Origin of the sequence: Pontibacter ruber (assembly GCF_023630205.1) — a bacterium.
In the GTDB taxonomy this organism is placed as follows: Bacteria; Bacteroidota; Bacteroidia; order Cytophagales; family Hymenobacteraceae; genus Pontibacter; species Pontibacter ruber.
The window spans coordinates 1,016,526-1,040,146 of sequence record NZ_JALPRR010000001.1 but is presented as its reverse complement, the minus strand read 5'-3'; the positions used below and the strand labels follow the sequence as shown (position 1 = coordinate 1,040,146).

Genomic DNA, 23,621 nt, shown 5'->3' with positions numbered 1-23,621 from the left:
GGGAATTGGTTTACCCTAAACAACTTTGTTTAGGGTTGTCAACTGCCATCGGGAAACAGGAAAGCTATGAAACCCATAAATCCAGTAATTTTGTACATGCGATCTCTGGAAATACATCAACGCCCTGTTTTTACCTATCTGCTGTACGGAGGGCTGGCCGTGCTCTGGCTCCTCATGCAGTGCGTGCTTTGGTCTATACACGGTGTAACGGTAGCATTTGACAGCCTTCGTTACATAAAACAGGCTAATCTGCTGGCGGCAGGTGACTTTGCTTCTCTCAAGATCAGCTACATCGTGTATACCGGCCTGCTTTCACTCTCTATCTGGCTGGGCTCGCTGAAGTGGATTGTCCTGTTGCAGATAGCAGTATCGGGGTTAGCTGCGATCGCTATGTGTAAAGCGGCTTACCATCTGTCGCATAGCAGGTTGGTAGCTGCGCTCACTACTTTTATGCTGGTTGCCTGGCCCGATTTTCAGTTCTGGAATCTTTATATCCATACCGAGTCGCTCTTTGTAAGTGTTACCATAATAGTTTTCTGGAGAGTAATATCTGCATCGAAGCAGAAACACTACCTGCAGTTACTGCCACTTTTGCTGGTAGTGCTGTTGCTGAGGCCCAACGGCTTTATGGTTGTTCTGGCTATGTTGGTGTATTTCGGGATTGCCTGGTGCAGAAAGCGACAGTATAGTTTATGGAAAGCCACAACCCTGGTGTTTGTACTGGCTGTTGGAGCAATGGTGTTGGTGTCGCAGCTTTTTTTAAAAGATATTTCCAGTGATTTCGCTTTCACCAATTACCTGATGTCAGGCGGTATCATACAGGGGTATGGGCCTTTGTGGGTAGACAACGAAAGCACCATCCAGTTAAAAGGTTCGCCCCTGGAGCAGGCTGTTGATTTTGTGTTGCAGGAGCCGGGGTATTTTCTGAAGAAGTCCTCCTTAAGGTTGCTTTATTATTGGGCGCAGCTACGGCCTTACTATTCTTTGAAACATAACCTGGCCGTTGCCTTTCTGATGTATCCGGTTTATTTCTTGGGCCTTGTAGCCATAGTGCAGAAGAGGGTACCGGTACCTGTGTTAGGGTTTATACTGGCTTTGGCCTTGCAGTTGTCTGCTATGGTAGTAGTAAGCGCAGTAGATTGGGATAATCGTTTCATTTTGCCTCTGCTACCTTTTCTGTTCTTGTTGGGAGCAACAGGCTTTCATGCCGTGTTGGAAAAATTACTGCCCCGTTCTGAAAGTAAAAAATATTAGTCGATGTTGTCGTAACCAGAGGCCTGCTTTTCGTGCAGTTCAGCGTGTTTGTGGCTGGTATTGGTATATTTCTCCCGTTGTTCTTTAATAAGCTTTTGCTTTAGCAGGTATCTGTAGAAGCTGTAAATAGCAAGAAGAACGCCTGCCGGCATAAGTATAAGCCCGATCATCTCCATGTATATATGCTGGGAAAGCTTAATGGCGGCAAAGCCACCTCCTATAATGGCGATTGCTGTGCGCAGGTAAGCCATCAGGGTGCGCTCGTTGGCGAAGATCGTGCGCTGCATGGCCATCAGATCACGAATCTCTGTGTTCTTTTTTTCCTGCTGCTTCAGTTTCTTCTTGAGTTTTTTTATCTCTTCCTGCTCGGGGTCCAGCATAGTTCTGTTTTTGCTAAAATATACGAACAGGTAAGTGAATAGTAAAGGCAAAGGTCAACTTGCCGGAACAGTGTCAGGTACAGGGGAGTGAGGTAAAAGATTTATTTCCTATTCAGGAGGCCAGACCATCGCTTTTGTGCCCTTCTTCTTTGGCATGAGCGCGTTCGTGTTCGTGGCTGGTGGGGCAGTATTCCTGATGATGGCCTTCGATGAGTTTCTGCTTTTGCCTGTACCTGACAAAGCTGTAGATTACCAATATCACCCCAATAGGTATCAGCGTGATTCCGATAATTTTAAGATACATATCGTTTGAGAATTTAAGCGCGGCAAAGCCTCCGATAGCAATAGTCATGGCTGTGCGCAGGTAGGCCATCAGGGTACGCTCATTGGCAAAAATAGTGCGCTGTGCGGCAAGCTGGTCCCGTACTTCCGCATTCTTTTTCTCCTGTATTTTAAGCTTTTTTTTAAGCTTCTTTATCTTTTCTTTGTCCGGATTGAGCATAAGGCCTCCCTCTACAAAGCTATACGTCCGCCAGGAGTAAGGGTGCAGGTATACGTTGCTTTAAGAACATACTTTCAGCTTGCTGTTAACACAAGATTTGTTGCAACCGGCCGACTACAGGCAAACAGAAATCATGGGTTGGCGGTAGGGTCCTTCTTTTCCTGGGCAGCAATTTCAGCGTGTGCCGTGCTGGTAGGGGTATAAGCACTGGTATGGCTTTCGATCTTCTCTCCCTTTTTGGTATACTTGCGGTAGCCGATAAAACCAACTACCAGGCCAATGGGTATAAACATCGCACCTAATCCCTGATAGAACACATCTTCAAAAAATTTGATAAAAGATAGGCCGGCAAGCACAAGCGCCATGGCGGTGCGGCTGTAGGCCAGGAAGGTGCGCTCGTTAGCAAGTTTGGTGCGTTCCATGGCCAGGCTATCCCGTATCTCTACGTTCTGCTTTTCCTGTACCTTCAGCTCTTTTTTGATCTCTTTTTTTGCTTTCCTGTGCAGTATACCCCGTAAGTTCATACCTGATTATACGTATGGAACCACGAAGGGGATAGCAGTTACTGCACCACCTCCAGCCAGCCTTTGTAGGAGCGGCCTGTTCTGCTATGGTGCAGCCTATAATAGTACATGGTGGCAGCGTGGTCTTTAGGTGCCCAATCGTTTTTATAGTTGGCGGTACGGTACACTTGCTTGCCCCACCGGTCGAAAAGGCTCAGTTCCCAGTCGTCTTCTACCAGGCCATGTATAAAGAACACGTCGTTTTTGCCGTCGCCATTGGGGGTAATGATGTTGGGTATATACAGGCCGCCAATGCAGTCTCTGAACCGGATTCGGATCTCGTCGGTGGCCTCACAATGCTGATTGAAGGCCCGCAGCTTATAGATGCCGGGCTTTGTAACAGCATAGGTGGCGCTGGTGCTGCCGTCCTGCCACTCGTAGCGGATGCCACCGGGCAGTTCCTTTCCGATCACCAAGGTATCGCCATAGCAAAGGAGGGTATCATTACCCAACTCAATAGTTGGCCTGGTAAGGTAAGGCACCCAGATCTCGTCGCGCACGGTGCAGCCCAGCTCATTGGTAACTTCTACCCAATACTTACCGGCCTCTTTTACCAGGAAAGTTGGCGATGTAGAGCCGTCCTGCCAGCGGTACGTAGCGTTCGGGAAAGCGGCATTCAGGGATAGTTCCTGGCCGGTGCAAAGGGTAGTATCGCGGCCCAGGTTAACCACAGGTATAGGCAGGTGATGTATACGGATGGTATCGGTGGCGCTGCAGCCTTTATTGTTGGTAAGGGTTACCCAATACTTGCCGGCGGCAGTTACGGTAAATGTAGGGGCTGTGGAGCCGTTTTGCCATTTGTAGGTTACGCCGGGTTGGGTGGCATTAAGGGTAGTGGTAGTGTTGGCGCATATACTTTGGTCCGGCCCCAGGTTAATGGTAGGCAACGGGTTATACCTGATGTTGATCTCATCGGAAACGGTGCAGCCATCTTTGCTCGTCACCTCCACACGATATGTGTCGGGGCCGCTAACGGTAAAGGTAGGGGAGGTGGAGCCATCCTGCCAACGGTAAGTCGCTCCCTGGTTAAAGGCATTCAATACCAGTTTTTCCCCTTCGCAGAGTTCCCGGTCCGCGCCCAGGTTAACGACAGGCAATGGCAGGTGCGTTACTTTAACTTCGTCGCGGGTGGTGCAGGGGCCCAGGGTAACCTCTACCCAATAAGTGCCGGGTGTGGTGGTAGTTATACTTGCCGAAGTGCTGCCGTTGCTCCAGCGGTATGTGGCACCTTGCAGGGTGGCATCCAGGGTAACCGGCGTTCCCGGGCATACTTTACGTTCCGGCCCTAGTTCGACTACAGGAGGTGCCGTGATAACGATGGTAATGCTATAAGTTTCCTGCTTGTTGTTGATGTGGCGGGTAAAGGTAACGGTATACTCGCCGGGAGCGCTGAAGCTATGTTTAGCGCTTAAGGTGTTGGCCGTATTAGCCGCTCCGGAGGCCGGGTCGCCGAAGTCCCATTGCATCAAAGTGGGTTGCTCGGTAGGAGGAGCGTCAAAGGAAAAGAGACTTTCCGAGCCAAAGCAGTTGATGGTATACTTTACGTTGTAGGAGTAGTTGAAAAAGCTTTGAATAAAGCTGGGCAAGCCCACCTGGCTGGTCCTGCCGCCCAGGTAAACAGCATCATCTACCAACTTGCAGGCGATCCCTTTCTCGTTAGGAGCCTCTACCACGGCCAGGTACCGGCTATCAGGTTTGGCTATGTATAGTTTTCCATCAGGGCCTAGCTGCAGGGTGCTTCCTACATAGCGCGTAGAACCTGTCGGCTTAATGGCGCCTATGGTGGTGCGGGTGTTTTGCATGGCAGCAGCACCGGCTGTCACATCAAACTGCACCAGTTGCCTGCCTGCATCTATCGATACATAAAGTTTGGAATTGTCAGGAGAGAACTCGATGCCATAAGGACTGGGGCCGGTGTTAAGTATAAGCGGATTGCTTACCACACCTGTCGTGCTGTTAAAGTCGAACAGCTCGATTTTATCAGAGTTCCAGCCGCTGATGCCAAGTGATATCGCTAATTTTTTACCGTCCGGAGAGACTTTCATGCACCCGATGGCATTTATACCATTTGGCTCTTTGGCGTGTACGGAGCCAACCTTGCTAATAATAGGAGTTGCATTTACGCCAGTAGAAGTGACCAGATGGGCCATAAAGGCATTGGTGCCATACTCATGTGTCAGCACCCAAATGTCCTTTCCGTTGGCATGGCGCACGGCGGTCAGTTTCTCAGAGGTAGGAGTATAAAGTGCTTTGTTCTTTTCGGTTACCTCGCCTAAGCCGCCTTGTTTTGTAAGATCTATAGTGCTGTAGCGCAACCCGTTCGGACGGCCGTTGCTGTCGGTGGTGAAAATGTAGTAGAGGTGTTTTGTTCCGGGGTGAGGCACAATAATGCAGGCCTGAGAAGAGCTGGGGTGGCCCATCAGCTCTGTTCCGTTGGCCATCAGCTGATGTTTTTTGTTCCAGATGGAGGCGCCGTCTGAGTAAAAGAGCAGCTCTCCGTTTTCGTCAGACATGGTGGCGGTGCCTTCAAAAGCATCCATGGCACTGTTGGTAAGGGCCACCAGCGGAGTGCCGTGGTTAAAATCTAGGCCGGCATTCCCGAAGTACCAGGTATTAGCGTGCTTCTGCGCCAGCAACTGCAACGGCAAGCTGCTGAAAAGCAAAGTATAAAGTATAAAAGCTGCTGCTTTGCAGAGCGTGGCAAACGTGCCCCTGTTGGCCATATTATTTTAAAAGCTACAGTTGTCCAAACTGCTGTAAATATAGCTTTTATAGGATGTTACAAGTATAGTTATGCTTAAATATTTAGTAAGAGGAATATACTGTCGGTCGTTAGGGAGAGGAGCATCAGACTTAAAGTATAGCCACAAAAAGGTTCTGTAAGGGGCCGCTTTGCAAAGTATATTACCTGTAAGTACAAGAAGACAGTCTTTTCAAACCACCTGGTAATTCGACATTAATCAATACATTTTCTTTTATTCAGATATAGGCAGCTAAGCTCAAAAGCTCTATTGCGCGTCTATGAAGGTGTTCATGAACCTGACGTTATAGACCGTATACTTTCCCTTTGCTTTCTGACAGGGCTCTACAAGGTAGAGGTTGTATAGGTCGTTGAACTCCAAATCATACTTCTTCAATAGTTTGACCAGATCCTCAAAGCTGATAAATTCTAGCGTTTTGTAAGCAGCGTCTGAAATAACTTTAGCCGGTTCAGATGTGTTTCCTACATCTACATTCGTGTGCCCTGATAAAGAAAGATAGCCAGCAATATGGCAGTTGCATTTTACTGTAATGGTGTTGAGAGTAAATTTATTTTTAGAGTAAGGAGATGTATGGGTAGCAACAGACTTGCTATAGCGAACAGCAGCACTGTCTAATCGAAAATAAATGTTTTGCCTGGCTTCTTCTTGGGCATTGGCAGTCAATCCAAGAAAAAGCAGGAAGGATAGAAGTATAAGTTTTGTAGCTTTCATGTTTTAGTCACTAAAGAAGTAACATAAAATCAGAACCGAAGAGGGTTCTTTAAGATCAATATCAATAAAAAACCGCCCGGGCCAGAGCCACGGGCGGTTGTGTAAAACGAAGCTTTCTTCGGTTAAAAGTTTGGAGAAAGCAGGTATTTGCTGTAGAAGTCGTCGATGATCTTTACGGCTTCGGTGGCATCGTCTACGATGTGTACCAGGTTCAGGTCTTCCGGGCTGATGTTGTTTTCTTCGTTCAGCATCACGTCTTCCACCCACCTAAACAGGCCTTCCCAATACGAACGGCCTACCAGCACGATAGGGAACGCACCGATCTTTTTCGTCTGGATCAGCGTGATCGCTTCAAACAGTTCGTCCAGCGTACCAAAGCCGCCCGGCAACACCACAAAACCCTGTGCATACTTCACGAACATCACTTTGCGCACAAAGAAATAGTCGAAGTTGATGAGCTTGTCCGAGTCGATGTAAATGTTGTTGAATTGTTCGAACGGCAGCTGGATGTTCAGACCTACGGACTTGCCTCCTTCTGAATGCGCGCCTTTGTTACCGGCCTCCATAATGCCGGGGCCGCCGCCCGTAATCACACCATAGCCATGGCGCACGAGCTTGGCAGAAATTTCTTCGGCCATCAGGTAGTACTTGTGGGTTGGCTTGGTACGGGCAGAGCCGAATACGGATACGCATGGCCCAATCTTGGCCAGTTTCTCAAAACCATCCACAAACTCCGCCATCACTTTGAAAATCTGCCAAGAGTCGGCTATCTTGATCTCGTTCCAGTCTTTGTCTACAAAGGCCTGACGAATGCGAATATCTTCTTCGGAGGCAGGCGGTGCCATCACTTCGCCTGCTTCGCGCAGGTCGGTAATGGATTTAGCCTTGTTATCGTTTACATCAGGCTGCAGAATGGTTTGTCCGCTGCCAGTGTTCAGTGCCTCGTCGTGCAGCTTTGTTTTGCTTGTTTTTCTAAGCTTTGTCATAATCTTTTCTTCATCTTCTTCAGGAGCGTACTCCTGTTGCGCCTTTTTTCCTACAGGCGCACGTCATCACATAAATTTAAATTTCTGCCCAGGATTGGGAGCCGGGCAGGGGAGTATCAAGTATATTTTATTTTTATTTGGAGCGGATAGCAACCACAGGGTCTAAGTTGGAGGCCAGTACGGCCGGGATAATACCGGAGAGCATTCCTATCACGGCGGATACGCCAAGCCCTAAAATTATGTTGCCTACCGACAGTGAAATCTTCATCATCTCCTGCGGAATGAGCGTGAGCAGAAACACCAAGAGTATGCCAATGCCGCCCCCAATTATACTTAAAAACACAGATTCAAACAGAAACTGGAACAGGATAAAATAGTTTTTAGCCCCCAGCGATTTCTGTATGCCGATGATGTTGGTGCGCTCTTTTACCGATACAAACATGATGTTGGCAATGCCGAAGCCACCTACTAATATGGCAAAGCCACCAATTACCCAGCCCGCCAGGCCTACCACCTGGAAAAAGCCTGTCACTGCCTGCGTAGCCATTTCGGGACGGTTGATTGCAAAACTGTCTTCGTCGCGGGGGCGCAGACCACGTATGTTGCGCATCATACCCCGCGTTTCATATTCCAGCTCCTGCAAGCCCGGGTCATCGTCGCGCCCCTTTACGGCAAGCGTAGAGCCAATCCCGTTGGGGCCAGTATCGTACATCTTGCTGAAGGAGCCGTACGGTATGACTCCCATCTGGTCGAAGTTAGGCATGCCAAACATGTTCTCCCCCTGCCGCTCGATCACACCAATGATCTTAAACCGCTGTCCTGCCACTTTCAGCTCCTGCCCCACAGCACCACTAAAAGGAAACAGCGTTTCTGCAATTTCTTTGCCGACCACCATTACGTTGCGGGCTGCTTCTACTTCCTGCGGCACAAAGTAACGGCCATCCTCGATCGGAATCTCGCTAACCTTGTTATACTCGTAGCTCACGCCCATCAGGTTGCCGTTCGAGAAGCTGTTGTTCCGGAACTTATAGGTAACGTTGCCTTTGCTCGCGAAAATAGCCACGCCGGCATCGTTGTTCAGGTTACGGTCCAGCAGCCTGAACTCCCGTACGGTAGGCTCCGGGCGCTGAAAATACTTCCACCACGGGTAGCTGCCACCAAAGCTCCAGGGCCATTTCTGTACGTATAGTACTTTGTCGCCGATGAAGCTCATGCTTTCGCGTACGTTACGCTCGAGCGAGTCTACAAGCGTAAATACCGAAATGATAGCAAAAATGCCGATGGTAACGCCCAGCAACGAAAGGATCGTGCGCAGCAGGTTGGCCCGAAGGGCCTGCCATGCAAATCGAAAGCTTTCGGCTATCAGGCGTATATAAATCATAGTTTAGGGCAGGTGCGAAGTAATTTTCTTAAAAGTAAACATATTTCGGGCAAAACTAAGTAAATTTGCAGCTTGATTTTTTGGAATTTAGTAGACCTCTGCAGGGTATTCTTCTCAGGCACTATTTAATACCGTAATATTAGAAAGTATGAAACTATCAGAGTTTAGATTTGAACTTCCACCAGAATTACTGGCAACTCACCCCGCTGAAAACCGCGACGAAGCACGCATGATGGTGCTCCACCGCAGCACCGGTAAGATCGAGCACCGCATCTTCAAAGACATCCTGGAGTATTTTGATGACGGCGATGTGATGGTAGTGAACGACACCAAGGTGTTCCCGGCCCGCCTGTATGGCAACAAGGAAAAAACCGGCGCCAAGATCGAGGTTTTCCTGCTGCGCGAGCTTAACAAAGACATTCACCTGTGGGATGTGCTGGTAGACCCTGCCCGTAAGATCCGTGTGGGTAACAAGCTATACTTTGGCGAAAGTGACTTGGTAGCAGAAGTTATCGATAACACAACTTCCCGTGGCCGTACCATCAAGTTCCTGTTCGATGGGCCGGACGAGGAGTTCTATAAAACAATCAATGACCTGGGCGAAACGCCGCTTCCGAAGTACATCAAGCGCGAAGCTGAGCCGGAAGACCGTGAGCGTTATCAGACGGTGTATGCCAAGAATATTGGAGCCGTTGCTGCGCCAACAGCCGGCCTGCACTTTACCAAAGAGGTGCTCAAGCGCCTGGAGATCAAAGGAGTAGACGTGGCGCCGATCACGCTGCACGTAGGTTTGGGTACTTTCCGCCCTGTGGATGTGGAAGACCTGACCAAGCACAAGATGGACTCTGAGAACTTTATGGTACCGGTTGATACAACAGAGCTGGTTAACAAGGCCCTGGACAACAAGAAGCGTGTGTGTGCGGTAGGTACCACTACCATGCGTGCGCTGGAGTCGTCGGTGTCGGCTAACAACCGCCTGAAGCCAAACGAAGGCTGGACAGACCGTTTCATCTTCCCTCCGTATGATTTTAAAATTGCCAACAGCCTGATCACCAACTTCCACATGCCGGAATCTACGCTGCTGATGATGACGGCCGCCTTTGGTGGTTATGAACTGGTAATGAAAGCGTACGAGGAAGCTGTGAAAGAAAAATACCGTTTCTTCAGCTACGGCGACGTAATGCTGATTCTGTAAGTATACATCATTGAAAGTATAAAGCCCCGGCACCTTAGCCGGGGCTTTTCTTTTTATATTGTTTTCCCGTTTCCATTGTAATTCCTCAAAACTATGACCGGACCAGATCCTAGCACCGTTTTCCCGCTGCCGCACCACCGGAAGCTGGTGTTCCTGAAGAACATTATCCGGAATCCTAATATCATCGTGGGAGATTATACTTACTACGACGATCTGGAGGACCCTTACAACTTCGAAAAGAATGTACTCTACCACTTCGATTTTATAGGCGACAAGCTGCTGATCGGGAAGTTTTGTGCCATTGCCTCAGGCGTGAAGTTCATCATGAACGGGGGCAATCATGAAACAAAGCCAGTTTCAGGTTATCCGTTTCAGATATTCGGGCATGGCTGGGAGCGTATTGCTGAAACGGTTGCTTACCCGATGAAAGGCGACACCGTGGTAGAAAATGATGTATGGATCGGCACAGAAGCGGTGATCATTCCCGGCGTGCGAATAGGCAACGGAGCCATAGTAGCTACAAAAGCTGTTGTGACCAAAGATGTGCCGGACTATGCTGTTGTAGCGGGCAACCCGGCTACGGTGGTAAAAATGCGCTTCCCGGAAGCCGAAATTCAGCAGCTGCTAAGTATAGCCTGGTGGAACTGGGAGGTGGATAAAATCACCCGCAACCTGCACCTGATCCATTCCACCGATGTAGAAGCCTTGGGGAACTGTAAGTGATCTTGTCACTTTCTAACTTTCTAACTTTTTAACTTTCTACCTTTGCCCCATGGCACAACTCCCGGAATATGCAATTATAGTAGCTGGCGGCTCGGGCAGCCGTATGCAGCGCGACATCCCGAAGCAGTTTATCGAAGTGGCAGGCAAACCCGTGCTGATGCACACCATCGAGCGGTTCTACAAGTATAACCCGGAGATTAGATTGATCGTTGTGCTGCCGAAGGAGCAGCTGGATGTATGGCGGGAGCTGTGCCAGAAGTATAAATTCAGCATTTTCCACATGACGGTGCCGGGAGGTGCTACCCGCTTTGGCTCTGTTAAGAACGGTCTTGACGCGGTGACAGGCGATGGACTGGTTGCCGTACACGACGGCGTGCGCCCGTTTGTGGATTTAACAACTATAAAAGCTGCCTTCGAGGCCGCGGCTACGTATGGCAGCGCTGTGGTAGCCGTGTCGCCGAAAGACTCTATCCGGGAGCTTACCGCAGAGGGAAGCCGGGCAGTGCCACGCACAAAGTATAAACTGGTGCAAACGCCACAGGTGTTTCAGGCAGGTATACTTCGCAAAGCATACGAGCAGCCGGAGCAGGAGCATTTTACCGACGATGCCTCGGTCGTGGAAAGTATAGGGGAGACCATCATGCTGGTAGAAGGCAGTTATCGTAACATCAAAATCACCACGCCCGAAGACCTTATACTTGCCGAAGCTTTTGCTAGAGAAGAACTATAAACGTGGTCGGCCGGCTTCCAGAAAGTCCTGGTTCTGCTGTACTGTTTCCGGTGTGATGCGCTCTAGCACCGGGCTTGGTTTAGAAAGGTTAAGGATGTAGCCTTGCATTGGCAGCAGGTTATGGAGGTCGTGTGTTATGCAGAGCACTGTTTTGCCTTGCTGCAGCACCCAGTCCTGCAACAAGCTAAATACCTGCTTTTTGTAGTATACATCCAGTTGCTGGGTAGGCTCGTCGAGTAAGCAGATACCTGCGTCCTGCAGCATGAGCTGCGCCAGCCATACCATCTGCTGCTCACCCCCCGATAGCGTTGTAAAATCCTGGTCAAGCAGGTGAGCGAGGTGAAGCTGCTTCATGATGGTGGCGGCCTGTTCGTAGTCCTGCGCCCCGTAATTTTCGAAGAAGCGTTTTTTGCGGAACAGCCCCATTACCACCAGGTCGTGTACTTTAATGGGGAAAGAAACAATGTTCTTTTGCGGGAGGTAAGAAAGTATGCCCTGTGCGGCCGGGTTGGGGATGGAGTGAAGGTCCTGCTGTAACACCCGTATAGCGCCCTGGTAGGGCACCTGCTGTTGAAAAGCTTTGAAAAGGGTGGTTTTGCCGGCACCGTTATGCCCGATAATGGCTATAAAACCGGGGGCTGGTATACAAAAAGAAAGGTTGCGAATCAGAACACGCTGTTCATAACCCGCAACCAGTTTATCTACTTCAACGATCAAGCTTTGCTTAATTATGAATTATAAATTATGAGTTATGAATTAAGAACGCCTTTTCAGGCCATTCATAATTCATAATTCTAAATTCATAATTGATATTAGTACTCGTCTTCGTTGAACATGAAGTCTTCTTTCGTAGGATAATCCGGCCAGATCTCTTCGATGTTTTCGTAAGGCTGTCCGTCATCCTCCAGTGCCTGCAGGTTTTCTACTACCTCCATAGGTGCTCCTGAACGGATAGAGTAATCAATCAGCTCGTCTTTTGTAGCTGGCCAGGGTGCGTCTTCCAGATATGAGGCTAATTCGAGTGTCCAATACATAGTATGTTTCTCCTTAACTTATTGGCTTAAAAAAAATAGTTTGCAAAAGTATGAATAAAAAAACGAACAAAAATTTTTTGGAATAATAAATTGCTTTTTTGTCTGTTTTTAACAACACAACGCAAATAATCAACAAATGTTCACCAAGTTGCCAATTATTTTAGCGGGGTTGTAACCTGCCATAACAAAGGCTGCAGGTGGTTCGGGTAAATATAAAACGCGCCCGCTGCATAAGCAACAGGCGCGTCTCATATTTATATATTATTTTCTAAATATTTTTATTTACTAATTGTAGTAAGCTGTTCTTTAAAGATCTCAATCAGCTCCTGTTTGGTATTGATCTTTCTGTTAAAGTTGCGGATCTTACCCTGCAGCATGCTACGGAACGTTTCATTGCCAGGCGCATCGCTCAGCTTGCCCAGGTTAGATTCCAGTACTTCCAACTCCTGCTTATCAGACTTGATAAATTCCTTTAGGGCATTGATACGGGCATGTATGCCGTCGGTGTCGCTTGGCTTGTCTGTGCTGGCCTGCTGGCGCTTACGGATGTAATGCTCCAAGCTGCTCATTTCAAACACTTTATCGCAGGCTTTAATAAAGCGCTCCCACACAGCGTCCGAAACATCCGGGCGCACCGGGCCTACTTTCTTCCACTCAGCCTGTAATTCCTTGGCGCGTTTTACCGCATCGCCCAGATTGTGGCGGTCCAGTAGCTGCGAGGCTTCGTCTACCAGTTCCTGCTTCTTGGCCAGGTTTACTTCGTAGTACTTTTCCTTCGATTCTGTTTTCTCGTTGGTGATCTTCACCTTCAGTCGGTCGAAGAAGTGGTTGTGGGCCTTGCGGAAATCGGTCCAGAGCTGGTTGGTAACCTTGCGTGGCAGGTTGCCGCCTACTTCTTTCCACTGGTTCTGCAGCTGTTTTAGTTTGGCGGTGGTGCCTTCCCAGTCTTCAGAGTTCTGCAGTGCTACCGACTGTGCGATCAGGTCTTTATACTTGTCGTAGAAGCGGTTTGTCATTTGCTTCTTATCGGCGAAGAAGGCTTTCTTACGTTCGAAGAATCTTTCAAGGGCTGCTTTAAAGCGCTCTTCGATCTCCTCTGTCAGTTCCTTTTCAACCGGGCCTGTCTTGATCCAGGTGGCGCGCAGCTCTTTCATCTTGTCAGAAGTTTCCTTCCACTCGATGCTTTCCTCCAGCGTCTCCGCCTCCTGTATCAGGCCTATTTTGATCGAGAGGTTCTTCTCCCGGTTCTGCTTTATGGTTTCGTTGATGTTTTCTTCAGCCGTGCTCAGCGTATAGAAGATTTCTTCAAAGTTGCCGAGGGCATCGTAGTTGCCTACCTGCTCTTTCATGTGGAGCACCTTCATCAGAAAGGAGCCTTTGTTTTCTGAGGTTGCGATACGCTCCAGGAGGTTGTTTACCTTCTCGCGGAACATTTCGAAACGCTTGGCAAAGTATAGCAGCGAGTCATCTTCAGATTCTTTCACCTCTCCTACCTGCCGTGCCGGGTAGGTCATAAACTCTTTCAGCCACACCTGCTGGTCCTGAATAAAGCCATATTTCTTGGCTTCTTCCAATAGATTGTTGTTTTCCATTTAAGGGTCGGGTTTTACTTCGGAACAAAGGAAAAAAGGCGCCAAACATTCAGACTAACCATAGCATACGCAAGATAATCAGCTGCGTTTGCCAACTCTCACATCTGAACCTGTAATTGGCGCAGGTAGTAGGTAGTGGCATTCACATCAGCATACAAGGTGCTCAGGCAAGTCAGGACATACTTCTCCCATACTGTTTTTTTACAAGTTTAATGATTCCAATCAATTTTGAGAAGCGTAAATGCATGAATTTTTGCGATATTTGTAATTGTGAGCCAGATAAAAGGGCTAAAATGTAAACGCGACCGCAGGCAGCAGGCCTGTTTAGGCAACCTTACTCAGGGAAGTGCAAGCGAATAACTGATTAATATACTATGAGCAACGAAACCATTATTTTTTCAATGGCCGGGGTAAGCAAGATTTACCCGCCTCAGAAACAAGTGCTTAAAAATATTTACCTGTCGTTTTTCTACGGCGCGAAAATTGGCGTGCTTGGCCTTAACGGTTCCGGTAAGTCTAGCTTGCTGAAGATCATTGCAGGCGTTGACAAGCAGATCCAGGGCGAAGTAGTTTGGTCGCCGGGATACTCTGTGGGATACCTGGAGCAGGAGCCGCAGCTGGACCCAACCAAAACGGTGCGTGAGGTGGTGGAAGAAGGCGTGGCTGAAGTGGTGGCCCTGTTAAAAGAGTTTGACGAGATCAACATGAAGTTCGGCGAGGAAATGACGGACGATGAGATGAACAAGCTTATCGAGCGCCAGGGTACCGTGCAGGAAAAACTGGATCACCATAATGCCTGGGAGCTGGACAACCGCCTGGAGCGCGCCATGGATGCGCTGCGCACACCGCCGGAAGATGCCCTTATCGGAAACCTATCGGGTGGAGAGAAGCGCCGCGTGGCCCTTTGCCGTCTTTTGCTTCAGGAGCCGGATGTGCTCTTGCTGGACGAGCCTACCAACCACCTGGATGCTGAGTCGGTGGATTGGCTGGAACAGCACCTGCAACAGTATAAAGGTACCGTTATTGCCGTTACCCACGACCGTTACTTCCTCGACAACGTGGCAGGCTGGATTCTGGAGCTGGACCGCGGCGAAGGTATTCCGTGGAAAGGAAACTACAGCAGCTGGCTGGAGCAGAAAGCCAATCGCCTGGCTAAAGAAGAGAAAACCGAGAGCAAGCGCCAGAAAACGCTGCAGCGTGAGTTGGAGTGGGTACGAATGGCTCCTAAAGCTCGCCATGCCAAATCCAAGGCGCGTATCAGCCAGTATGATAAACTTGCCGGCGAAGATGCGAAGCAGAAAGAAGAAAAACTGGAGCTTTTCATTCCGGATGGTCCGCGCCTAGGTGCTCAGGTAGTGGAGGCGCACCATGTAAGCAAAGCCTTTGGCGACAAGCTGCTGTTCGAAGACCTGAACTTTGCATTGCCGCAGGGTGGCATTGTGGGTATCATCGGTCCGAACGGTGCCGGTAAAACGACCTTGTTCAAGCTCATCACAGGCCAGGAGAAGCCCGATGCCGGTGATTTCACGGTTGGTTCTACAGTACAGATCTCGTATGTAGACCAGGAGCACGCAAACCTGGACCCGAACAAGTCGGTTTTTGAAGTGATCTCCGGTGGTACCGAGCACATGATGATGGCCGGCCGCCAGGTTAACTCCCGTGCTTATGTAAGCAAGTTCAACTTCTCGGGTGGTGACCAGGAGAAGAAAGTAGACAAGCTGTCGGGTGGTGAGCGCAACCGCGTGCACCTGGCCATGACACTGAAAGAAGGCGGTAACCTGCTTTTACTCGATGAGCCTACTAACGACCTGGACGTGAACGCGATCCGGGCGCTGGAAGATGCGCTGGAGAACTTTGCCGGTTGTGCCGTGATCATTTCGCACGACCGTTGGTTCCTGGACCGTATCTGTACGCACATCCTGGCTTTTGAAGGCGACTCGCAGGTATACTGGTTCGAGGGTAACTACACCGATTACGAAGAGAACAAAAAGAAGCGCATGGGCGACATAGAGCCGAAGCGTATCCGTTACAAGAAGCTGGTTTAGTATAAAAGATGCGTCAGAAATGATGTATTGATTTCTGGCTCTGAAGTATAGCAAAGGCCGCTGCAGTTACTGCAGCGGCCTTTTTGTTACTGTTTGATTCTGCTGATGTTAGCTTTCTTTTTGTGCGAGAGAATAAACCATATGGAAATGTATGATGACCTCATCCTCTACTGCCATCCTGAAGATAGAAGGCCGCTTTACTTTGTATGCTTCCAAACTGATTGGGAAGGAGCCCTCTACGATCATGTTATTGTTTTTGGACTGTTGCGTCGCCCTAAAGGTAACCTCCTGCACAACACCGTGAAAGCTTAATTGCCCGGAAACAGTAATATGCGCGCTATTGCCTGTTATCCTGGCACTGGTAAATTTCACTTCAGGGTATGTGGCGGCTTCTGTTACCTTCAGCATATCCTTGTCTCGTGTTTTATTACCGCTGTCGAAGGATTTAACAGGAGCGGTAACCTGTACAGAAGTGATGACTCTTCGGTCATTGTCGAAGTTGACCTCACTTGTTATTTGCCGGCTTACTCCTCTTACGGTGTGGAAAGGATGCTTTAGAACATAGGTAATGGTACTCTGCGCCTGATTGCTGCTCAAAACGGCCTGATGCTGTGCTCCAGCCAGCGTTGGAACAAACAGTAAAGAGCTGATGGTCCAAAGAACAGTCCAGATAAGTTGCGGCCTCATACTACTGTATACTCCACATAGCTGAGGTCGTTCTTCTGAAGCTATAAAAAGTATGATTTGCTGTTTTTTTCCTGCTAAGCGCTGATGACTATGTATTTGCGTAAGATTTTATAAAAAATTTTTTCAATCGTAAGAATTTGCACTCTTTTTATTAATAATAGTCAAAGTAAGTTGCTGGGTGATAAACGGTTGTATTTTTTCTTTTAACGCCAACAGGTTAAAGTTATAACTTTTATATATTTTATTAAATATGTATATAAATACTTGTATATCAAGTATAACTAATATTTATTTGTCGCGTATTAGCTAATACTAAAGTATAATTCACCTGTTATACTAGTGCAAATTAAACCTAAACTATTGTTCAACCTAAAAACCCTAAAGCCAAAAAAAATCATGAAAAATTTTACTCTAAATGACAAATTTGCTTACGTAGTTGTTGTAGCCTATTTCGTAACTGGAAGTGTGATCAGCAGTTTCCTCGTATAGCACTTCGTCATTTATATAAAGGGCTGTCTCCGGGAGGGGAGCAGCCCTTTTTTTATGTGTAATTTTTTCATGCCTGCCTGTAAATGACCTGCCTTATGTGATTGTAAAAGCTGTTACAGGCAGGCGCTTTATACTTTAAAAAGAAAGCAGTCGGCAGAACAAGTCGCAGGGGCTTGTAAATTGTACTATTTAGTTTGCTATCAACCTATTATTGTGGTGTTCGTAAATTCTAACATCAAGACAGCCAGAGGGTTAAAGTAGTTGTTTTACGTTAAAGGTTGTTAGTTATGAAAAAACTTTACCACAATGATGAGGTTATTGCTTATTGGCTCATCGCCGGTTATTTTGCGATCGCAGTTACCGTAGCCGCAATAGTTTCTTAAACTAAACTCTACCCGCGCTAAAGGCAAAAAAGCCCGCTGTTGTTCAACAGCGGGCTTTTTTATAAAGTATAGCTGGCATGCTCCTAGAGCGACGCGGTAGTTGTGTTTACTTTACTGAATTCCAGTTCATCGAAGTGGAAGTCCGGGTTGTTGGCATCAAGGCGCATCTCTGCAATTTTACCGTCTTCGCCTACGAGGAAGCGTACTTTGGTTGGTGTGAGCAAAGCATACTTATTCTTCCACTCCAGATCGAAAATGTCGTGCTGCCAGTGCTTGAGCGTGCCGCCCAGCAGCGGCGCAGGACCCATTTGTAACACCAGTTTTCCGTCTTTTACCGTAATGGTGGCTTCGCCGTAAAGCGGGCTGTTGTAGGTGCCGGCATAGGCCTGCAGGTCCATGGTTGGCTTGGTTTTGCGTACTTTCTCTTTCGGGGCTTTGGCCTGTGCTTCTTCTTTTGCTTTTTTGGCCTTGGCCATGTTGTCGAGGTAGAACTGGCTCCAGTCGCGGCCTTGCTGCACCTGCATGAACTGGTCTAGGGTATAATTAGCCAGCGGCGTCATGATGCTGCTCATGCTGTTGGTCAGTATCACCACGCCCAGTTTTTCTTCCGGCACCAGCACGGTGCGGCTGTTCATGCCTTCGTGGCCACCGCCATGCGATACTACCTTGCGGCCTTCATAATCGTTCAACATCCAGCCTAAGCCTGCCGCAGAGAAGTGTGTAGAGGGTATGTTTGTCTCGGCCTGCTTTGACACGGGCAGCGCGTTGTGGGCGGTCCACATCTGGCGGCTGGCATCCTCGCTGAAAAGGCGCTTGCCTTTATAGCTACCGCGGTTCAGTTGCAGGCGCATCCATTGAGCATGCTGGTTTACACTGGTAAAAATACCGGCAGCCGGGTTCCAGTTATCCCAGGGGTTAAGAGCAGTAGCGTAAGGTTTGCCGTTCTCATCGTTGCCGTGCGGCGACGCAATGTTGCTCTGGCCGGCCAGCTCGTTTACAGAAGTATAAGAGCGCGACATGCCCAGCGGCGTAAAGAACCGCTCTTTGATAAAGGCTTCCCAGGTTTTGCCGGATACGGCTTCTACCACCTCGCCGGCAGCAATAAACATCAGGTTCGAGTAGCCGTATCCATCTCGGAAGCCATATTCCGGTTTCAGGTGGCGTGCCCGCTCCAGCACTTCGCGGCGGCTGTACCTGGTGTTGTACCAGAGCAGGTCGCCGCTGTAGGTTTTGAACCCAACTCTGTGGCAGAGCAGGTCTTCGATGGTCAGGTTTTCGGTAACGTAGGGGTTGTAAAGCTGCAGGTAAGGCAGGTATTTCTTTACCGGGTCGCTCCACTTGATCTTGCCCTCGTCTACCAGTATGCCCAGGGCGGCGGCAGTATAGGCTTTTGTGTTAGAGGCAATACCAAAAACGGTGTTGGCGTCTACCTTTCCTCCGGTTTTGTTGTTGAGCACGCCGTAGCCTTTTGCAAAGATCACGGAATCGTTTTTTACAATGGCAATGGCCATACCGGGTACATCCCAGGCTTTTAGTGCCTTTTCGTAGTAGGCGTCGAGGCGGGCTAAGTCAACGTTGGTTTTAGCTTGCTGCGCCCAGGCCTGCTGCTGCACCAGAACGGCAAGCACCAGCAAAGCCAACGCACGAAACGAGCGAAGGATATGAGAATGCATCATGAAGTTTAGTGTTTTGTAGAGCAGCAATATAGATATTTTTATGATGAGAGGGAATAACTCCAATGCCTATTTACTGGAGCGGGGCAAACAGCACCGTAAAAGTATAGCAGAGTTTTGTACCTTGCTTTACCTATAACCACACCGCTTATGCGAGAGCAAACAGTAGATCCGGGATTAGGAGAAAAATATACTGGCAGAACCAAAAGGCTGATAAACAAAGACGGTACGTTTAACATCACCAAACGTGGCGGGCACTTCAGCATACACGACACTTTCCAGTTTCTGGCCGGCATGAAAACCTGGAAGCTGATGCTCACGCTTATCGTGCTTTACCTCCTCCTGAACGTAGTGTTTGCCTTGCTATACCTGTGGAGCGGCATCGAGAACCTGCACCGCACTGATCCGGAGTTGTCGCCTTTTCTGAATGCTTTTTTCTTTAGTGTGCAGACGTTTACAACGGTAGGTTATGGAGTACTGGCCCCGCAGGGGCATGTTACAAACCTGCTCGCAACACTGGAGTCGATGCTGGGCTGGATCGGATTTGCCATCATGACGGGATTGATCTACAGGCGTTTTTCGCAGCCGAGAGCCCGCATCCTGTACAGCAATACCGCAATCATTACGCCCTACGGCGAGGGCATGAGCCTGCAGTTCCGGGTTGCCAACATGCGCAGCAATGTGCTGATGGAAATGAAGGCAAAGGTACTGTTGATGCTGCATGAGCCTGAGACGTTTAATCGCCGGTACTTTGAGCTGAAGCTGGAGCGCTCTTCGGTTCAGTTTTTTCCGCTGAACTGGACCATCGTGCACCCCATAGAAGAGAGCAGCCCGCTGCACCAGGTTACGCAGGAAGAATTTGTGCAAAAAGAAGGGGAGATCCTGATCCTGATCAGCGGGTACGACGATACCTTCGGACAACAGATCCACTCCCGGTTTTCCTACCGCTTTCATGAGATCGAATGGGGTGTGCGCTTCCAGATGGCATACGAGGTAAACGAACAGGGTGAAACCATCCTGAACCTGCATCGCCTGCACAGCACCGAGCCTGTTATACCTGCTACCTGATACTGTTTATACGTTGATAAAATACCTGCAACATCCGGAGCTTGACAAGACACAGTGGGACCAGCTGATAGAGCAGTCGCCGCAACGGCAGGTATATGCCCTGTCGTGGTACCTGGATGTGGTGTCGCCGGGTTGGGAGGCTGTGGTGGAACTGGACGCACAGGGCAGGTATAAAACCGTATTGCCCGTGCCGTGTCGCAGCCGCTACGGCATCCGGTTTGTGCAACAGCCGCTCTATTGCCAGCAACTCGGTGTTTATGCTTTAAAAGCAAGTATAGACGATAACGTTTACCAGCAAATGCTGCGCGAAGTATACCATCGTTTCCGGTACGTTATCTCGATGCAGTTCAATACCGCCAATATACTTCCTGAAAGTATGGCACTGCCCGGGGTAGGGGTAAGCCAATCGCAAACCTTATACCTGAACCTTGCCACAGGCTACGAGACCCTTTACCAGCGCTACACCCGCGACCGCAAAATGAACCTGAAGCGCGCGCAACGGGCACAGCTAACAATTGCAGAGAGTGAGGATATCGAGCCATTAATTTCTTTTTTTAAAGCGGAAACGCAGGAGCGGATCTATGGCGGAGTAGATGAATCGGCATACGAGCTGCTGCGGCAACTCTACCAGGCGCTGCGCCAGCGGGGAGTGGCCAGGCTGCTCTATACAGAAGACGAAAGTGGGCGAAAGAATGCCGGCTGCTTGTTTATACTTTGGGGAGGCCGTATCGTGTACATCTTCAATGCCTCGGCAAAGTATGGCCGCAAGCTCAACGGCCGCACGCTGATCCTGGACCATATCATCCGGGAGTATGCCGGGCAAGCGTATGTGCTGGATTTCGAGAGCCCCGACACCGACGAGCCGGATATCTTCCATTTTTACCAAAGCTTTGGCTCCGTGCCGGCACCTATTCCGGTAGTAAAGTATAACAGGTTGCCAAAGGCAGTGAAGTTGTTTAAAAATGCACGCATGCGGTTGATCCGGAGACTCAGAGGTCTGCCAGAGTAGCAAGTATACTTTCGTAATTGCCGGACATAAGTAACTCCAGTACTTATCTTCCTGCAGGCGATCTGCTTTCCCCCTCTTCTCGCAGCGGGTGGGCACCTTTCTCATACTCTTTCTCTTCCATCTTCAGGCGCTCCTGCTCTTCTTTGGATATCTCCCTGGCCAGTGCTTGCAGGTCAGGTTGCCCGGCATCTACCCAGGCCGTGTACCAGTAGCCTGCTACGGTCTGTACTGCCAGGCGCATTTGCCGCTCCACCTGCCCGTTAAGCCGGTCGTGGTACGCCTCTGAAAACTCCCTGGAGTATACTTTGGTGGTCAGGTTGTTGCGCACCTCAAAGCCATACTTCTTTTCTTCGGCATAGGCTTGTGTCAGTTCCCGCTCAAAACGCAGCACCGAGTCCAGGGCCAGGTGTGCGCTTGCTACCAGGTCCCAGGCCTTTAGCTGTGGCTGCTCGATGTAGGCTGCCTGACCCACAAAAAAGTCGTAATTGTCGGAGAGCAGCTCCGGTAGCCGCGACTCCCAGAAACCGTGAATGCCATGCTGCCCTGTTAACTGGCCGTTGTAGTTATGCGTGGTATGCAGCGGCACGCAGGCATCGGCTACATAATGTCCCATGTCGGCAGAGAGGCGCAGGATGCGGTCCAAGTTGCGCTCCTTAAAAGCCTGCGTGAGCTGGTACTTCATCAGGTTGATGTGCCAAGGTACAATGCCATAGGCCATCAGGGTATCTTCGGTATACTTTTCGACGGCCTGCTGCCAGAAGCGGGGCAGCTTGTGCAGAGCACTGTCGCCGTACATGTCGAGGTCGATGTAATGGCGGGGAGCTTCGCCTTTTACAGCATAGCGGCGCTTGTCGGGGTTCACGGCATTTTCGGTGATGTAGCGGATGTGCTTTTTGTAGAAGCCCACCATCTCGGGAGGCAGCGAGAATACGGCTAGCCGGTTGATGCGCTGGTGCGCAAAAAAGCCCCAGCTATAGCCTTGCAGAGGCAGCAGGAGTGTGAGCAGCAGAAGTATAGCTTTCAGTTTTGTAGCCATAATGCCTCATACGAAGACAGCCTGTTTTGGTAAAGCCCTGACAGCTGTCAGGCGGCAGGAAGTATAAGTGGGTTTAGCTGGATTTGTAGCGATCTTCCGGTTTCACCGTAGGAATAAAAGAAACCAGCTATACTTGATGAAAGCCAGATTACTAAAGCGAGTTCGACAGGTATACTCTGACGTGATAAACAGCATTGCTTTTTATCCGGCCATCATCGCCCTCTGCTTTCTGGTGCTGTCTTACGTCTTGCTTTACATCGATTTTTCGCCGCTGGGTAAGGCTATCAAAAGCCGCCTGGACTTTATCAGCCTGCGGGATGCCAGTACGGCCCGTACCATTGCTGCTACCATCGCGGCCGGTATTCTGTCACTTACCGTTTTCAGTTTTTCGATGGTGATGATCCTGCTGAACCAGGCGGCTTCCAACATGAGCAACCGCGTGCTCGACAGCATGATCGGGAATCGTTTCCAGCAGTGGGTGCTGGGTTTTTATATCGGTACTATTGTGTACGCGCTGTTCCTCCTCAGCACCATCCGCGACATTGATACAGGTATAATGGTGCCGGCGCTCAGCGTATACCTGCTCATTCTGCTTACCATCCTGGATATTTTTCTGTTTATCTATTTCCTGCATTATGTCACGCAGTCGGTAAAGTATGAGACCATCATCAGGCGCATTTACCAGAAAACAAAGTATGAGCTCGGGCGGCAGTGTCAGGAGAAGGGAAGTGTGTTGGTGGCGCCCGGTCCATCGGGTAAGGTTTATACTGTAAAAGCAACTGAATCTGGTTATTTTCAGGGGTTCAGTAAGCAGGGGGTGGTACAGTTGTGCAAAGACCGGAACTGGTTATTGCGCTTTAGCCACGCTACGGGCACTTTTGTGCTGCAAGGGACTTCTGTGGCAGAAATAGAGACATTAAAAGGCCTGACCGACGAGCAGCAGGAGCAACTGCATGCGCTGATCGATTTCCATGATGGTGAGCCGATCGAGAAGAGTTCTTTTTATGGTTTTAAGCAGCTGACAGAGGTGGCGCTAAAGGCGCTGAGCCCTGGTATAAACGATCCGGGTACAGCGGTGCTTAGCCTGCATGCCTTAGCCGAGTTGCTGTCGTATCGGCTCAGCCATTTTCCTGTAGTTTCGTTTCAAGACAGCGAAGGTGTAGTGCGGGTGATCACACGCGAGCATTCATTCCAGGATATTTTTGAACAGACAATGTTGCCCATCTGGGACTATGGCCACGACGACCGTACATTAAGGGTGGCACTGCAGCAGGTATTGCAACAGTTGCAGCGCCAGAGCATCTCTCCAAAAGACACAGCCACTATCCGGCAGATGCTGCAGAAAGTAGATACAGCCATTGCTGATAATGTACCCTAAGCGGCTTTAGGTGTAGCCTATACTTGTGCTGCAGCCGCCC

Annotated in this window: 21 protein-coding genes; 8 read left to right on the top strand and 13 right to left on the bottom strand. The window is 49.3% G+C overall.

The genetic code is table 11. The features are described from left to right. Positions 1 to 66 precede the first annotated feature (66 nt). Complete coding sequence (locus MJ611_RS04625; protein WP_250428339.1) at positions 67 to 1,254, top strand: hypothetical protein; 1,188 nt, start codon at positions 67 to 69, stop codon at positions 1,252 to 1,254. Here MJ611_RS04625 and MJ611_RS04620 read toward each other — a convergent pair. The 7 genes from MJ611_RS04620 to MJ611_RS04590 all read right to left on the bottom strand — a co-directional run bounded on the left by MJ611_RS04620 (position 1,251) and on the right by MJ611_RS04590 (position 8,539). Beyond that, on the bottom strand, positions 1,251 to 1,634 hold the full coding sequence (locus tag MJ611_RS04620) for a YidH family protein (protein ID WP_250428338.1): 384 nt from the start codon (positions 1,632 to 1,634) through the stop codon (positions 1,251 to 1,253). The two genes, MJ611_RS04625 and MJ611_RS04620, sit on opposite strands and share 4 nt — an antisense overlap. Positions 1,635 to 1,746: 112 nt before the next feature. After that, positions 1,747 to 2,136, bottom strand: a complete 390-nt coding sequence (locus MJ611_RS04615) for a YidH family protein (RefSeq protein WP_250428337.1) — start codon at positions 2,134 to 2,136, stop codon at positions 1,747 to 1,749. A 131-nt stretch (positions 2,137 to 2,267) separates the two neighbouring features. After that, the gene (locus MJ611_RS04610; RefSeq protein WP_250428336.1) at positions 2,268 to 2,660 is read right to left on the bottom strand and encodes a DUF202 domain-containing protein; all 393 of its coding nucleotides are present in this window, start codon (positions 2,658 to 2,660) and stop codon (positions 2,268 to 2,270) included. A gap of 38 nt (positions 2,661 to 2,698) precedes the next feature. Beyond that, positions 2,699 to 5,422, bottom strand: coding sequence for a T9SS type B sorting domain-containing protein (locus MJ611_RS04605; RefSeq protein WP_250428335.1), 2,724 nt, complete (start codon positions 5,420 to 5,422; stop codon positions 2,699 to 2,701). A gap of 285 nt (positions 5,423 to 5,707) precedes the next feature. After that, positions 5,708 to 6,172, bottom strand: a complete 465-nt coding sequence (locus MJ611_RS04600; RefSeq protein ID WP_250428334.1) for a hypothetical protein — start codon at positions 6,170 to 6,172, stop codon at positions 5,708 to 5,710. Positions 6,173 to 6,294: 122 nt separating this feature from the next. Further along, on the bottom strand, positions 6,295 to 7,017 hold the full coding sequence (locus MJ611_RS04595) for an LOG family protein (RefSeq protein WP_377496561.1): 723 nt from the start codon (positions 7,015 to 7,017) through the stop codon (positions 6,295 to 6,297). 274 nt (positions 7,018 to 7,291) lie between these two features. After that, positions 7,292 to 8,539 carry an ABC transporter permease gene (locus MJ611_RS04590; RefSeq protein WP_250428332.1) on the bottom strand — a complete coding sequence of 416 codons (1,248 nt, stop codon included), beginning with the start codon at positions 8,537 to 8,539 and terminating at the stop codon, positions 7,292 to 7,294. Positions 8,540 to 8,687: 148 nt separating this feature from the next. Here MJ611_RS04590 and queA point away from each other — a divergent pair, with 148 nt between their 5' ends. From queA to MJ611_RS04575, 3 genes are all read left to right on the top strand, one after another. After that, positions 8,688 to 9,734, top strand: coding sequence for a tRNA preQ1(34) S-adenosylmethionine ribosyltransferase-isomerase QueA (gene queA / locus MJ611_RS04585; RefSeq protein ID WP_250428331.1), 1,047 nt, complete (start codon positions 8,688 to 8,690; stop codon positions 9,732 to 9,734). A gap of 93 nt (positions 9,735 to 9,827) precedes the next feature. Further along, entirely contained in the window at positions 9,828 to 10,457 is a 630-nt protein-coding gene (locus MJ611_RS04580) for a CatB-related O-acetyltransferase (protein WP_250428330.1), read from the top strand. A gap of 49 nt (positions 10,458 to 10,506) precedes the next feature. Further along, complete coding sequence (locus tag MJ611_RS04575; RefSeq protein ID WP_250428329.1) at positions 10,507 to 11,187, top strand: 2-C-methyl-D-erythritol 4-phosphate cytidylyltransferase; 681 nt, start codon at positions 10,507 to 10,509, stop codon at positions 11,185 to 11,187. Here the strand turns inward: MJ611_RS04575 and MJ611_RS04570 are convergent. The 3 genes from MJ611_RS04570 to MJ611_RS04560 all read right to left on the bottom strand — a co-directional run bounded on the left by MJ611_RS04570 (position 11,182) and on the right by MJ611_RS04560 (position 13,813). Then, the gene (locus MJ611_RS04570) at positions 11,182 to 11,904 is read right to left on the bottom strand and encodes an ABC transporter ATP-binding protein (RefSeq protein ID WP_250428328.1); all 723 of its coding nucleotides are present in this window, start codon (positions 11,902 to 11,904) and stop codon (positions 11,182 to 11,184) included. The two genes, MJ611_RS04575 and MJ611_RS04570, sit on opposite strands and share 6 nt — an antisense overlap. 95 nt (positions 11,905 to 11,999) lie before the next feature. Continuing rightward, a complete protein-coding gene (locus MJ611_RS04565) occupies positions 12,000 to 12,221 on the bottom strand; it encodes a DUF2795 domain-containing protein (RefSeq protein ID WP_007652164.1) in 222 nt (73 codons plus the stop codon). 278 nt (positions 12,222 to 12,499) lie between these two features. Further along, positions 12,500 to 13,813, bottom strand: coding sequence for a DUF349 domain-containing protein (locus MJ611_RS04560; protein ID WP_250428327.1), 1,314 nt, complete (start codon positions 13,811 to 13,813; stop codon positions 12,500 to 12,502). 374 nt (positions 13,814 to 14,187) lie between these two features. Between MJ611_RS04560 and ettA the strand changes: the two genes are divergently transcribed. Next, on the top strand, positions 14,188 to 15,858 hold the full coding sequence (gene ettA, locus MJ611_RS04555; protein ID WP_250428326.1) for an energy-dependent translational throttle protein EttA: 1,671 nt from the start codon (positions 14,188 to 14,190) through the stop codon (positions 15,856 to 15,858). A gap of 108 nt (positions 15,859 to 15,966) precedes the next feature. Here ettA and MJ611_RS04550 read toward each other — a convergent pair whose 3' ends face one another. Together MJ611_RS04550 and MJ611_RS04545 are read right to left on the bottom strand one after the other, a co-directional pair. After that, a complete protein-coding gene (locus MJ611_RS04550) occupies positions 15,967 to 16,545 on the bottom strand; it encodes a YceI family protein (RefSeq protein ID WP_250428325.1) in 579 nt (192 codons plus the stop codon). 955 nt (positions 16,546 to 17,500) lie between these two features. Beyond that, a complete protein-coding gene (locus MJ611_RS04545; protein WP_250428324.1) occupies positions 17,501 to 19,093 on the bottom strand; it encodes a serine hydrolase in 1,593 nt (530 codons plus the stop codon). 147 nt (positions 19,094 to 19,240) lie between these two features. Here MJ611_RS04545 and MJ611_RS04540 point away from each other — a divergent pair, with 147 nt between their 5' ends. Next, positions 19,241 to 20,158 carry an ion channel gene (locus MJ611_RS04540; RefSeq protein ID WP_250428323.1) on the top strand — a complete coding sequence of 306 codons (918 nt, stop codon included), beginning with the start codon at positions 19,241 to 19,243 and terminating at the stop codon, positions 20,156 to 20,158. Positions 20,159 to 20,171: 13 nt separating this feature from the next. Beyond that, entirely contained in the window at positions 20,172 to 21,167 is a 996-nt protein-coding gene (locus MJ611_RS04535; protein ID WP_250428322.1) for a GNAT family N-acetyltransferase, read from the top strand. Between the two features lie 43 nt (positions 21,168 to 21,210). Here the strand turns inward: MJ611_RS04535 and MJ611_RS04530 are convergent, their stop codons facing one another. Further along, a complete protein-coding gene (locus MJ611_RS04530; RefSeq protein ID WP_250428321.1) occupies positions 21,211 to 22,203 on the bottom strand; it encodes a zinc dependent phospholipase C family protein in 993 nt (330 codons plus the stop codon). Positions 22,204 to 22,339: 136 nt separating this feature from the next. On the opposite strand from MJ611_RS04530, the gene MJ611_RS04525 reads away from it, so the two are divergent. Continuing rightward, on the top strand, positions 22,340 to 23,581 hold the full coding sequence (locus tag MJ611_RS04525) for a DUF2254 domain-containing protein (protein WP_250428320.1): 1,242 nt from the start codon (positions 22,340 to 22,342) through the stop codon (positions 23,579 to 23,581). Positions 23,582 to 23,621 lie beyond the last annotated feature (40 nt).

What these genes read in the sequence shown, in the direction of transcription:
- MJ611_RS04550 (WP_250428325.1), bottom strand. Translation starts at nt 16,545, where the DNA reads ATGAGGCCGCAACTTATCTGGACTGTTCTTTGGACCATCAGCTCTTTA.
- MJ611_RS04605 (WP_250428335.1), bottom strand. Translation starts at nt 5,422, where the DNA reads ATGGCCAACAGGGGCACGTTTGCCACGCTCTGCAAAGCAGCAGCTTTT.
- MJ611_RS04595 (WP_377496561.1), bottom strand. Translation starts at nt 7,017, where the DNA reads ATGGCACCGCCTGCCTCCGAAGAAGATATTCGCATTCGTCAGGCCTTT.
- MJ611_RS04545 (WP_250428324.1), bottom strand. Translation starts at nt 19,093, where the DNA reads ATGATGCATTCTCATATCCTTCGCTCGTTTCGTGCGTTGGCTTTGCTG.
- MJ611_RS04525 (WP_250428320.1), top strand. Translation starts at nt 22,340, where the DNA reads ATGAAAGCCAGATTACTAAAGCGAGTTCGACAGGTATACTCTGACGTG.
- MJ611_RS04560 (WP_250428327.1), bottom strand. Translation starts at nt 13,813, where the DNA reads ATGGAAAACAACAATCTATTGGAAGAAGCCAAGAAATATGGCTTTATT.
- MJ611_RS04530 (WP_250428321.1), bottom strand. Translation starts at nt 22,203, where the DNA reads ATGGCTACAAAACTGAAAGCTATACTTCTGCTGCTCACACTCCTGCTG.
- MJ611_RS04575 (WP_250428329.1), top strand. Translation starts at nt 10,507, where the DNA reads ATGGCACAACTCCCGGAATATGCAATTATAGTAGCTGGCGGCTCGGGC.
- MJ611_RS04565 (WP_007652164.1), bottom strand. Translation starts at nt 12,221, where the DNA reads ATGTATTGGACACTCGAATTAGCCTCATATCTGGAAGACGCACCCTGG.
- MJ611_RS04600 (WP_250428334.1), bottom strand. Translation starts at nt 6,172, where the DNA reads ATGAAAGCTACAAAACTTATACTTCTATCCTTCCTGCTTTTTCTTGGA.
- MJ611_RS04540 (WP_250428323.1), top strand. Translation starts at nt 19,241, where the DNA reads ATGCGAGAGCAAACAGTAGATCCGGGATTAGGAGAAAAATATACTGGC.
- MJ611_RS04580 (WP_250428330.1), top strand. Translation starts at nt 9,828, where the DNA reads ATGACCGGACCAGATCCTAGCACCGTTTTCCCGCTGCCGCACCACCGG.
- MJ611_RS04590 (WP_250428332.1), bottom strand. Translation starts at nt 8,539, where the DNA reads ATGATTTATATACGCCTGATAGCCGAAAGCTTTCGATTTGCATGGCAG.
- MJ611_RS04610 (WP_250428336.1), bottom strand. Translation starts at nt 2,660, where the DNA reads ATGAACTTACGGGGTATACTGCACAGGAAAGCAAAAAAAGAGATCAAA.
- MJ611_RS04620 (WP_250428338.1), bottom strand. Translation starts at nt 1,634, where the DNA reads ATGCTGGACCCCGAGCAGGAAGAGATAAAAAAACTCAAGAAGAAACTG.
- queA (WP_250428331.1), top strand. Translation starts at nt 8,688, where the DNA reads ATGAAACTATCAGAGTTTAGATTTGAACTTCCACCAGAATTACTGGCA.
- MJ611_RS04615 (WP_250428337.1), bottom strand. Translation starts at nt 2,136, where the DNA reads ATGCTCAATCCGGACAAAGAAAAGATAAAGAAGCTTAAAAAAAAGCTT.
- ettA (WP_250428326.1), top strand. Translation starts at nt 14,188, where the DNA reads ATGAGCAACGAAACCATTATTTTTTCAATGGCCGGGGTAAGCAAGATT.
- MJ611_RS04625 (WP_250428339.1), top strand. Translation starts at nt 67, where the DNA reads ATGAAACCCATAAATCCAGTAATTTTGTACATGCGATCTCTGGAAATA.